The sequence below is a fragment of the Pelagimonas sp. genome, from assembly GCF_050633425.1.
Classification (GTDB): Bacteria; Pseudomonadota; Alphaproteobacteria; order Rhodobacterales; family Rhodobacteraceae; genus Pelagimonas.
The window spans coordinates 1-11,937 of the sequence record NZ_JBOEGM010000021.1; the positions used below are offsets into that span (position 1 = coordinate 1).

The 11,937-nt window shown below is 55.3% G+C and carries 10 protein-coding genes; 1 reads left to right on the forward strand and 9 read right to left on the reverse strand.

All coding sequences use genetic code 11. The features are described from left to right. Positions 1-568 precede the first annotated feature (568 nt). From ACRBB0_RS17885 to ACRBB0_RS17925, 9 genes are read right to left on the reverse strand one after another with little or no spacing between them, the layout of a single operon-like run. Positions 569-2,134, reverse strand: a complete 1,566-nt coding sequence (locus ACRBB0_RS17885; protein ID WP_431375821.1) for a flotillin family protein — start codon at positions 2,132-2,134, stop codon at positions 569-571. Between the two features lie 15 nt (positions 2,135-2,149). Then, on the reverse strand, positions 2,150-2,938 hold the full coding sequence (locus ACRBB0_RS17890; protein WP_431375822.1) for a coniferyl-alcohol dehydrogenase: 789 nt from the start codon (positions 2,936-2,938) through the stop codon (positions 2,150-2,152). Between the two features lie 9 nt (positions 2,939-2,947). Next, positions 2,948-4,420, reverse strand: coding sequence for an aldehyde dehydrogenase family protein (locus tag ACRBB0_RS17895; protein WP_431375823.1), 1,473 nt, complete (start codon positions 4,418-4,420; stop codon positions 2,948-2,950). A gap of 11 nt (positions 4,421-4,431) precedes the next feature. Continuing rightward, a complete protein-coding gene (locus ACRBB0_RS17900) occupies positions 4,432-5,607 on the reverse strand; it encodes an ABC transporter ATP-binding protein (protein ID WP_431375824.1) in 1,176 nt (391 codons plus the stop codon). Continuing rightward, positions 5,600-6,331, reverse strand: coding sequence for an ABC transporter ATP-binding protein (locus ACRBB0_RS17905; RefSeq protein WP_431375825.1), 732 nt, complete (start codon positions 6,329-6,331; stop codon positions 5,600-5,602). The genes ACRBB0_RS17900 and ACRBB0_RS17905 overlap by 8 nt, the downstream gene beginning before the upstream one ends. Then, the gene (locus ACRBB0_RS17910; protein ID WP_431375826.1) at positions 6,328-7,263 is read right to left on the reverse strand and encodes a branched-chain amino acid ABC transporter permease; all 936 of its coding nucleotides are present in this window, start codon (positions 7,261-7,263) and stop codon (positions 6,328-6,330) included. Before ACRBB0_RS17910 ends, ACRBB0_RS17905 begins: the two co-directional genes overlap by 4 nt. Beyond that, positions 7,260-8,126: a branched-chain amino acid ABC transporter permease gene (locus tag ACRBB0_RS17915; RefSeq protein WP_431375827.1), complete on the reverse strand. Its 867-nt coding sequence runs from the start codon at positions 8,124-8,126 to the stop codon at positions 7,260-7,262. The genes ACRBB0_RS17910 and ACRBB0_RS17915 overlap by 4 nt, the downstream gene beginning before the upstream one ends. A 56-nt stretch (positions 8,127-8,182) precedes the next feature. After that, on the reverse strand, positions 8,183-9,394 hold the full coding sequence (locus tag ACRBB0_RS17920; RefSeq protein WP_431375828.1) for an amino acid ABC transporter substrate-binding protein: 1,212 nt from the start codon (positions 9,392-9,394) through the stop codon (positions 8,183-8,185). Further along, positions 9,391-10,812 carry an aldehyde dehydrogenase family protein gene (locus tag ACRBB0_RS17925; RefSeq protein ID WP_431375829.1) on the reverse strand — a complete coding sequence of 474 codons (1,422 nt, stop codon included), beginning with the start codon at positions 10,810-10,812 and terminating at the stop codon, positions 9,391-9,393. Before ACRBB0_RS17925 ends, ACRBB0_RS17920 begins: the two co-directional genes overlap by 4 nt. A gap of 163 nt (positions 10,813-10,975) precedes the next feature. Here ACRBB0_RS17925 and ACRBB0_RS17930 point away from each other — a divergent pair, with 163 nt between their 5' ends. After that, positions 10,976-11,881 carry a helix-turn-helix transcriptional regulator gene (locus ACRBB0_RS17930; RefSeq protein ID WP_431375830.1) on the forward strand — a complete coding sequence of 302 codons (906 nt, stop codon included), beginning with the start codon at positions 10,976-10,978 and terminating at the stop codon, positions 11,879-11,881. Positions 11,882-11,937: the final 56 nt, after the last annotated feature.

Consider the following 11,937-nt stretch of genomic DNA (forward strand, 5'->3'; position numbering starts at 1 on the left):
TCCTCAATAATGGCCCAGTGTTTCTATCAAGTCGCTGCAATTTAATGACTTGATATAATAGATATACTTCATAACGAAATGCGTCCAGAAAAAAGTTTCATTCCGTGCCAAGCGTTTACGCAGAATTCATACCAACGCCCTGCCAAAGCCCCCATCCTTTTGAGACTGGGGACTAGGGAAGATGCGCTTGATGGCTCTCGACCTTTGGAGCAAACACCAACAAGGTTTCCAATCGTTTGGAATAGGCAAAAGCGTTCTCCTCAACTAAACCCCCTCAGGAATGCAACCGGAACGCTAAGCGGTGCAAAACTCCAAAACGTCCCTCGCCCGCACATTTGCCCATCTTAAATCGACAATTGTTACAGCAGACGGGTCTTTTCGCCGATGGCCATCCACGGTGGTAACCCAATCCCTGATCGAAACTGGGGCCTACCGTTTGTCGCATGTGTGCAGTTGGTCATGAACCCACTAGCGGGGGGGCCGCGATCCCAAAGCCCGAGTGTTGCGCACGCCCACGACGACGTTTGTTTCAAAGTCAAAGATCGCCCGCTAACCCGTGTTCCGGGTGTCACTTGCCTTTGGGTTTGCTCAAAGCGTCGCTGAGAGGGTCTTCCAGATTAACACCAACGGCGTCGCCGATCTTTTTCAACGCAGGCATCTGCACCGCCATATCCATGATAGAGTCGATGGCTTGTGCGACCGGGGCCTTGGCCTCGCTTGGCCCAGAACCATTGCCACCAATGCCGCTGATGTGGTTGATGCTGATCCCTTTGATCTTCTCAGCCGGTTTTACCATTTCGGCAAGGATTTTGGGCATGGCTTCCAGCCTCGCCTTTTCAAGTTCCAAGGCAACAATTGCTTCGGATCGGGCGTTTTCAGCGTTGATCTGGGCAAGGGTCGCTTCGGCCTTGGCAAGTTCAACCGCCTTGAGCGCCAGCGCCTCTTCTTCCATCGCCGCGCGTTTGCTGGCCGCTGTCGACTTGTCGCTTTCCGATGTAATACGGGCACGGGTTGCCGCGGCTTCGGCCTCCTGTTCAGCAGACATCAAGGCAAGCGCTTTGCCACGTTCGGCTTGGGCCAGGGCCTCGGCAGTGCGCAAGGCTTCGGCGGCTTTGACGGCTTCGGTGCGCGCCACATCTGCCTCGGCTTGCGCTTTGCTTTCTTCTTGGCTTTTGGCCGCAATCTGGATCAGCCGATCCTGTTCGGCTAATTCCAAATCCTGTTCACGACTGATCTCTGCATAGCGCAATGCTTTGGCGCTTGCGATTTCATCGGCCTGAATGTCTTGCTCCATTTGAATACGAGCGCGGGCTTTTGCGCGTTCCGCATCGGCTTTCTTGCCCGCAATATCGGCCATCTGCTCGGCAATGAGCGTTTCAATCTCTTGCGTCTGAGCAATCTCGGCGCGACGCTGCTCTAGCTCAATCTCAAGCTTGCGCTTTTCGGCTTCCATCGTTGTCTGCGTTACAGACACTTCAGAATTGCGTTCAATTTCAGCCCGTTCCTTACGTGACTTGGAAATAACTTCGGTCAGTTTGCGCATCCCGACCGCGTTAAAGGCGTTGTTTTCATCCAAAGCCGAAAAGGGCGTCTGATCGAGACCAATCAAAGAAACACTGTCCATTTCCAACCCAAACTTGGCCAAAGGGTCACTCAGCGCGGCTTGAACCGCCGCCACAAAGGCCCCTCGGTTTTCATGCAGCTCGTCCATGGTTGATTTCGCGGCTTCTGCCCGAAGCGCATCAATCACCATCCCATCAAGCAATCCGCGCAACTGTTCGGCCTGAAACAACCGCTTGCCAAGCGTCTGCGTTGCGCGGCTCACCGCATCAGCCTCTGGTTTGACCGACACATAAACCTCGGCCCCCACATCAACACGCAGGCGGTCTTGGGTGATCAAGGAGCGCTCACCATTGCAGGTCACGCTCATACGGATTGTTTGCATGTTGACCCGCGCAATTTCATGGAAATAAGGGATTGCAAGCGTCCCACCGTCGATCACCACTTTGCGTCCGCCGATGCCGGTTTTGACAAGCGCGACCTCGTTAGATGCGCGTTGGTAAAAGGAGGCCGCCAGCGCAACAAGCACAACAACGACGATGACAAAAAGAATGATCCAAGCCAGTGCAGGCATGAGTGAAGTCCTCTCTTAGAGCCCGTGAATGTTACACAGGATATTGGACGACATGCCGCCGTCGGTTGGAATATTTGTGCCGCGAATCCAGGTGCTGAGATCGCTGAGCATAAAGGCGATGACCGGGGCGATATCGGTGGCTTCACCGGGGCGGTCCATCACGCGGGCATCTTCTTCGGCGCGCGCGCCAAGCGTTTCAAGAAAGTCGCCCAAAATGGGGGTGGCCACCGGGCCTGGGCTCACCGAGTTCATCCGAATTCCACGGTCACGCCACGTCCAGCGATTTTGCATGGTCCAGACGATCAGGGCTTCTTTGGTGAAAAAGTAACTGCGCCCCCCTTCGTTGGTGATATTGTGCTCGGCCATAAACGGCGCAATCGTATCAAAGCTCAGCGCTTCGCTGGCTTTTATCGCCTCAACCGCTTGGGGCCAGCCAAACCCAGCGAGCGAAGCAACGTTCACGATACTGCCATTGTCGGCCATTTTGGCGACCACACCTTGGGTCAAGCGCTTGATTGCCAACAGGTTGATCGCCAAAAGCTGTTCCGCCGGGCGCGTTGGCGGCAACCCGGCATTGTTAACCAGACCGTCGACCCCATCGGGCAAAACGTCGATCAACGCATCAATGGCCCGTGGATCCGACAAATCGGCACGATAGAATTCTTCGACATGATCGAAGTTTTTGTTGATATCAACTCCGAGAACTTCCGCCCCCTGCTCAGTAAGGAGTTTTGAGGTCTCATAGCCGATTCCCGACGATGACCCGGTGACGATAATGCGTTTGCCTTTGAGTAGACCTTGCATAGGGTTTCCTTAGAAAACAGGGGGGTAAGGGCGATGGCCGCGATCTAGCGTGATCCATCGTGTTTCGGTGAATGTTTCCATCGACCACCGTCCGCCATGCCGACCAACACCCGACGCCTTTGAGCCGCCAAACGGCACATGTGGCTCATCATTGACGGACGAACAATTGACATGGCACATGCCTGTTTCGAGACGCTGAGACATGGCAAGCGCGCGGGCTTCATCTTGGGTGATGATTCCTGAGGACAGCCCATATTCGGTGTCATTGTTCAGCGCGATGGCTTCGTCATCCGAGCCAAAGGGCACCACAACCACAACGGGCCCAAAGGTTTCATCATTCCAGACATCCATCGTGGTATCGACATTCGTCAGGATTGTCGGTTCAACAAAGCGCCCGTTTACGCCTCCGCCGATTTCAACCTTGGCCCCCTTGGCAATCGCATCTTCGATCTGGCTTTGGACCCGGTCGACTTGGCGGTCATTGATCAGTGGGCCAATCACGTTGGATTTGTCGCCGGTGTCACCCATCTTGAGCTTGGCCGTTCTGGCTTTTAGCCCGGCCAGAAACTCGTGATAAATGCTGTCATGCACCAACACTTTTTCCACGCTCATGCAAATTTGACCTTGATGCATAAAGGCCCCGAAATTGGCGGACGCAGTGGCGCGCTCCATATCGGCATCGTCGAGCACGATAAGACTGTCTTTTCCCCCCAGTTCGACACAGCATTTCTTGAGATGCGCGCCCGACTTGGCGGCAATCGCACGTCCCACCGGTGTCGAGCCGGTAAAGGACACGCCTTTGACAAGTGGGTTCTCGACCAGCTCATCGCCCATCTCTGCGACATTGGCCCGGCTTGAGGTCACGACGTTGAACACACCGGTGGGAACGCCCGCCTCTTCCAGCACCTCAGCAAAGAAAATCCCGCCGCAATAAGGGGTATCTTCGGAGGGTTTCAACACAATCGTGTTGCCCGCTGCCAAAGGAAAGGCAAATCCGCGTGCGGTCAAAATGCAAGGCATATTCCATGGGCTGATCACGCTGATGACGCCCATTGGCACACGCTGAGCGGTCGACAGCTTGCCGTGCGATGAGGGGAGGATTTCTCCGGTGCTCTGATAACACATCGCGGCTGCGGCCCGGAAAACCTCGACCGCATACCCCGCCTCAAACATCCCCTTGCCAAACCACCCGCCGGCTTCGCCCTGATTGGCCGTCGCATAGTCCGTTTGCCGACGCTCTAAAATGTCTGCGATTTTACGCATATAATGCGCACGTTCCTGAAACATCAGGCCAGACCACGCCGGAAAAGCACCTTGCGCCGCATCAATGGCTTTGCGTGCCTCGGCACCGCCGCCATCCGGGGCTTTGGCCCAGACGGAGCCATCGCTTGGGTTGATGTCGTCAAAGCTCGCGCCGGACGCAATCCATTGACCGTTGATAAACATACCTTTGAGGGTGTGTGGGGTATTCACGTCAAGCACCTGACCTCTCCTTATTCTTTTTCAAACGCGCCGGTCGAGGGTTTGCGGCGGTAAACCTCCACGCGCGGCGCGCGATATATTTCGATTGTGACGGGCTTTTCGGTTTTCGGGTTGGCGGGCGAAACCGTCTCGGCGCTACGCGATCCCGGTTTTTGATAACTCGGCAGTGGAGATGATCGACCGGCACGCGCCGCGGCTATCTCAAATTCCTTAAGCATTGCCCCCAATTCCCCCGCCTTCGTGGCGCTGGTGAGAGACGTTTTTGAGCCTGATGTGGCACCCGATGACGGCTGATGAGCCGTTCGCTCAGATGCCGCGCTCTGACCTGCCTTTGCCACCAGATCACTGACATCAAAACCAACCAAACTGTCGGCAGTTTGACGAGGCTTTCGCTGCGACGGGATCACGGCTTTGCTTGGTTTTGGCTGTTGGTGAACCGTGTCAGTGGCTTTGGTTATGACAGGAGCCGCAGCTTTGCCACCACCTCCCAGATAGGCGGCTTGCACCGCAGGATCAGTCATCAACGCTTCCGCGCGACCTTCATGAATGATCCGCGTGTTTTCAAGCAGATACCCCCGGTCTGCAATCGCCAGACTCTGCTTGGCATTCTGTTCGACCATCAAAATCCCGATGCCAAGTTCGCGGACTGCGCTTAGGTTTTGAAACAGCTCTTTGCACAGCAGCGGTGATAGCCCGAGCGATGGTTCGTCCAGTGTCAAAATTTGGGGCGACGACATCATCGCGCGCCCAATCGCAACCATTTGCTGTTCACCACCTGACATCGTGCGAGCGATCTGTTTGCGTCGCTCGGTCAGTTTGGGGAACAACGCATATACGCGGTCAAGGTTCGCCTGCTCTTCGTCTCGGGCCCGTTCCGGGAACGCACCCAGTTTCAGGTTTTCTTCGACTGTTAGATCGCCGAAAATGCCACGCCCTTCCGGCACGAGGGCAATACCCTCCTCGACAATCCGGTCCGGTTTCAATCCACTGATAGTATGTCCGTCTAACGTGACACTGCCGCTGGTTTGGCCTTCACAGATACCCGACATCGCTTTGAGAAGCGTCGATTTGCCCGCACCATTGGCCCCAAGAATTACGACGATTTCCCCCATGTTGACATGGAGCGAAGCGCCATCCAACGCTTGGTGTTTGCCGTAGGACACGCTTAGGTCACGAATATCAAGCATTGTCATCCCCCAGGTAGGCCCGGATCACTTCGGGGTTTGACAAGACATCCTGAGGGGTGCCTTCGGCGATTTTCGCCCCAGACGACATCACCACACAATAATCACAAAGCGACCGAATGGCGTCCATCACATGCTCAACCAGAATGATGGTGCGGCCCTCGTCCCGCAATGATTGGATCAGCTCAATCCCCACTTGCAGTTCGGTTGGGTTCAACCCGGCCAGCCATTCGTCCAAGAGCAACACCTTGGGATCCGAAGCCAAAGCACGCGCCAATTCCACCCGTTTGGTATCAATATATGTCAGCTGCTCAATATTCATGTGAGTTTTGCCACCAAGACCAACACGCTCGGCCAATTGCGCGGCTTCTGAAGCCGCCACGGCCCCCCAACGACGTCGATGGCCAAACACAGCCCCGGCGATGATGTTTTGCTCGACAGTCATGGATGGCAAAAGACGCACCAACTGAAATGTGCGCGAGATACCGCGCTTGGCTATTTTGTCAGCGCGCAAATTGGTGATCGCCGCACCATGCAAAGAGATTTCCCCGGTGGTTGGTTGCAAAGCGCCGGAAATCAGATTGAGCGTCGTTGATTTGCCGGACCCATTTGGCCCAATCAGCCCCAGCACCTGGCCGGGTCGCACATCAAAATCGATGTTGTTCACTGCGACCAACCCGCCAAATCGCTTGGTGGCCCCGCGTAATGAAAGAACGGCATAAGTCATGTCAGCCCCTCACGTTTTTGCATCCATGTGCGAATTTGTTCGATCAACCCGGCAAACCCGCGCGGGATAAAGTAGACGATGATCAGGAAAACCACCCCGATGAACAGGGTCACCTGGTTGGGAAAATTGGCTGAGATCGTCTCAAGGATGATCGTGAATGGAATGACCCCGACAATTGGCCCCCAAAGCCTGTGGACACCGCCCAAAAGCGCCATGATCACAACCTGAAAGGACAAAAGCGGCGTAAAGGCGAGCGACGGCTCGATATACACGTAACGCGGGGCCAGGATCGCTCCCGTCATGGCGGCAACCGCCCCTGATACCATGAACAGCAAGACTTTGGCCTGAGCGGTGTTGATGCCAGAATGCGCGGCAACCGTTTCGTCATCACCGATAATGCGGAGCGCAAAGCCCAGGCGCGACCGCCCGATCAACCACCCTGCCAAAAACACACCCGCGCCCAGTGCAACGAGCATTTGGTAAAGATTGGCTTCGGTGAAATCGGTCAGAACATACAGGCCTTTTTGCCCGGTCATGTTTTGCCCCCAAGTGATGACCTGCCGGATCAGTTCGGCCAATCCGAGGGTGAAAATAACGAAATAAACCCCCGAGAGTCGCAAGGTTGCAAGGCCAACAAGTGCCGCAAGAACAGCCCCAAACACACCGGCCAACAAGACGAGTGACCAAAACGGCAGGCTCTCAAATCCCAGCCCGGTGGTGTATGTTCCAAGGCCAAAGAACGCGGCCGTCGCAAGAGATATATAATGCGTTGGCCCTGAAAACAGCGCCCAGCTTGTCGCCAAAACAGTAAACATCGCGATTGTGATGCCAATCGACAGGACATAATCGGAGCCATAATAAGGCAGCGCCGCCGCGATAATCAGCAATGTTGCCGCCAGCGCAACGGATTGGATTTCTTTGCCGTTGATCATGATGGCTTCCTTCCAAAGAGACCTTGCGGGCGAAACAGCAAGGTCAAAATGAAGAGCGTGTAGGCCGCAGCCAGTGTCAGACCGGGATCAATCAAGGAGGCAACCAAGGTTTCAACCACTCCAAGCAACAAAGCGGCAACGATGGTGCCTCGAACGTCGCCAACGCCTCCCATGATGACGATGATCAGCGCCTTGAGCGTAAAGGCGACACCAGTTGAGGCATCAAGCGTCAAAAAGGATGAGATCAAGGCCCCGCCAACAGCGGTGATCGCGCCCCCAAGCGCAAAAGCGATTGCCGACCGTTGGCGCACGTCGATCCCAACCAATCGCGCACTTTCAGGCGAAACCGCCAATGCCCGAAGCGAGAGACCTGCGCGTGAATAATTGATCCAAGCAAATAAAATCGCACAGATGACAACCGCACAGACAAAGGCCAAGACCCGGTTTTGTGCATAGGTGTCGCCCATGATCGTCACCGGGACCGCCAAAAACGAATAGTTGAAGTAATCGCCTCCGAACGCCCACAGCATCAGCCCCACGGCGATAAACGACATCCCAAAAGTGGCGAGGATTGAGTCAACCTCAAGCTGACCTCGGGATTTTGCCCGGCGAACCAAAGGCTCGAGCATAATCCGATAGATCAACCAGTTCAGCGCAAAGGCCACGGGAGCCACGATGAAAATCGTCAAAAGCGGGCTGATATTGCCGGCGGTATAGAACCAAAACGCGGTAAAACCGCCCGCGACAAGCATTTCGCCATTCGCAAGGTTCATGATCCTGGCAACCCCGTATTGCAGGTTGAGACCCATTGCGATCAACGCATAGGTTCCTCCGAGCAAAAGCCCGATGATAAAGATATCCATGAAGTCGTCCGTGACAGAGCTGACCTCGCCAATGCGACGAGGTCAGTCGTTAAGTTTTAGGCCCAGCCTTGTTTGGTTCGCACAGGTTTTGCGCCCGGACGCCCCGTCTCTGCCACACCTTGATAGACACCGTCTTGCCATTGGCCGACGGTCCAAAACTTCGGATTGAAGTTGTTGGCATCAAAGGACATATCCCCCAGCACCGTATCAAATGTGCCGGACTTGATATGTTCGGTTACACCCTCCCGATCTAATCCAACCGCGCCGATTGCCTGCTCCAAAACCTGCAACGAGGCATATGTCGTGGCCGATGCCCAACCATCGGGCGCGTTGCCGGTCACGTCACTGTGTGCTTTGGCATAGGCTTTGAATTTGTCGCTGTCAGGGTTCACGCCCCCTGCCCCCAAAATACCCTCGGCCGCGCCTGCAAAGCGTCCACCAAAGGCCGGGAAACATGTGGCAACGGCGGTGTAATAGGCTTCAACCTGCAAGTCTTCGATGATTGCCTGCTCGGTCAAACCAAACGTATCCGGCGGGTAGGACCATGCGATAAACGCGTTGGGTTTCGCCGCCTTAGCCGCTTTGACCACCGGGGATAGATCGGGCGTGCCCAGCGGGTACGACGTATCATAAACGATCTCAAAACCGGCCTCGGCAAAGAGCGGGCGCGCAGCCGTTGCCAGCTCAATGCCAAAGGCGTCGGCCACATTGACCATTGCGATTTTGTTGCCCGTCAAAGTGCCCTCGGCCTGCATGCCGCTCAGGACATCCACAACGGATTTCACAAAAGCTGTGGTCGAGCCAAGCAAGAAGAACATGCTGTTGAACTGGCCCGAGAGGTCTTCGATCTGATCGGTGATCGCAGATACGGCAAGCTGAGGATACTTATACCGGTTAAACAAAGGCGCCGCCGCGATGTTCAGGCCAGTGCCATAGGGGGCGACAATGAAATCCGCTTTGTCTTGGGTGGCCAGACGCTGAACCGCTTTGATGGTTTCGCCCGGATTGGTTTGATCGTCATATTCAATCACTTCGACCATTTTTTTGGCACCATCGACCATTAAACCGCCCTTGGCGTTGGCCTCATGCGCCCAGAGCGCAACATTTGGCCATTGCGTGACAACAGCGCCGCCCGCCAGCGGACCCGTTTTTGGGGCGACCGCACCAATTTTGATCACATCTGATTGCGCCATCGCCAAACGTGGCGCGGCAAGGCTCGCTGCGGCTGCAACACCCAGTTTTAGGGCCGTTCTTCTTTTCATGATCATGCTTTGGTCCTCCCAAGATTCAGCATTTCTTCTAGTTTCGAGCTGTTCAACGCATCGTGCTGTGACAGCCACCTGATATCGGTGAATTCGTCCAGGGCTGCAGTTCCTCCAAACCGGCCATAGCCACTGGATTTCATCCCACCGAATGGCATCGTTGGATCGTCAAAAATCGTCGGGCCGTTGATTTGGCATATGCCCGTTTCGATACGGTTGGCGATGGCATGACACCGGTCGATGTCGCCACCAAACACCGCCGACGCAAGGCCAAATTCCGTGTCGTTGGCCACCGAAATCGCGTCTTCTTCGTTCCGTACGCGGATAATCGACGCGACTGGGCCAAAGCTTTCTTCACTGTAAATGCGCATATTTGGTGTGACGTTGTCCAAAATCACCGGCTGCATGACCTCGCCCGATGTCTCACTCCCCAAGCGCAGCAATGCGCCTTTGGAAACAGCGTCACTGATAAGACCGGAAATCCGTGTGGCGGCATCAGCATTTATCAGCCGTCCCAAATCCGCGGATTTCACTTTGGGATCCGCCGCAACCAGCGACTTGGATTTACTCACCAAAGCGGCAACGAACGCATCGGCAATATCATTCAGAACAATGATCCGCTCTGTGGAAATGCAAACCTGCCCCTGGTTAAAAAAGGCCCCGGTCATGGCCGCAGCTGCTGCGGCGTCTATATCTGCATCGTCTAAAACAATGAGAGGTGCCTTGCCGCTCAACTCCAACAGGCTCCGCTTCATCACCTGCGCGGCCTCGACGGCAACGATCTGCCCAACTCGGGTCGAGCCGGTAAAGTTTATTCGGCGCACCGCCGGGTGACGGATCAGTGATCTGGCAACATCTATGCTATCTTTGGTTTCATTGGTCACCACCGAGACAACGTTTTGCGGAAGGCCCGCAGCTGCAAAAAACGAAACCACTTTTTCATGTGTTTTGGGGCAATGCTCTGACGCCTTTAAGACGACAGTATTGCCACATGCAATCGGGGCCGCCATAGCGCGGACTGCCAATGCAACAGGCGCGTTCCAAGGAACAAAGCCAAGAACAACGCCAACCGCCTGACGTCGGACAATGGATGTGCGCCCATCCTCATGATTGACGGTTTGATCCCCCATCAGCGGGACAAGATCACAGGCTTGATGCAGGATGTTCTTGGCAATCTCGATATTGAAATCAATCCATTGTGGCGAGGCGCCAACCTCCTCGGTCGCCAATGCCACCAATTCATCGCGGCCTTGGTCCAACATCTGGGCCACAGAATGCAACAAATCCACCCGGTCCTTGGGTGTCGTTCGCGACCACTCTCCAAACGCACGCGCCGCACGGTTGGCGGCATCATCCGCTTTCCGCGTGGCAGGCGTTGCGACGTGTTCCGCATCGCCCGCGACGGTGACTAGGCGCCGTGTCATCAGTGTCCCCCCCGGACGTTCCCCCCAGACGCGCATTGCTCTTTGTTGCAATCCCTCCGACGTCTCTGAGCGAGTGTGTGGGTAATTTTGCGTTTGTGAAATGTGAAAATATGGGTGATATTTGTCAAATTCTGGCACGAGCAGCGGGAAAAGGGCCGTTTCGATGAGCCTAGACCAAGGTTTGATCTTTATTGCTGATCTGCAAAGCGGCCTTCAGGACAGGATGGTTGTCTCTCCTTATCAGGACAACACACGCGCCTGGCAGGTGGTTTTTCTCCACTCCGGGATGCTTGAACTCACCGGCAGAGATGAGGATGAAAAAGACGTCACGCAACAGCTTTCGGGCCCCGGCCTGTTGTGCCACCCCGTCGCACATAACAGGTCAGTCAAGCTGATTGCGGGCTCGGTTGGCGTTCATCTCGCCCTTGATGAACAGGATATGTTTACGGTGCTGGGAAGCAGGCCCGAGGCCATCGAATTACGCATCATGGTGCGTGGCACGGTTCTTATGCCGCTGGCTGAGCTTCCCAATGAAGAGGTCCTGGTCCGAAAATCCATCGATGCCATCGCCTTTGAATCTGACAACGACCAACCGGGTCAGCAAACGATTATTGAAGCCGAGTTGCGCTGTTTGTTGGTGCGCCTTTGGCGCCATTGCTACCATGCAAAGGACACTGTTTCATCCGATGGTCCTCAGACCATTTTGCTTCGACGATTTCGCCAGTTGGTTGAGGCCCACTTTCGCGATCGCTGGCGTATTTCTGATTACGCAAATGCCTTGGGCACCACGGCCGACCGGCTGCACAACCTTGCGACCAAGTCCTTGGGGCGGACACCTCTTGCCTTGGTACATGAGCGTTCCCTGCGCGAGGCAAAGGCGCTTTTGACCCGATCCAACATGAGTGTCGAACAAGTCGCGGCCTATCTCGGCTTCGGAACATCCGCGCAGTTTAGCGCTTTCTTTCGCAAGCACGAAAGCGTTCCGCCCAGCCAGTTTCGACTTGAGGCGGCGGCGTCCAAAGCTCATCAAAGCAAGGTCATCGAAACAAGCCTCATGGATTGGCCCTGAGCCCTCAGACCAATGTTACGCATTCGACGTTTTGCAATAGGCTGCCCGCAACACCG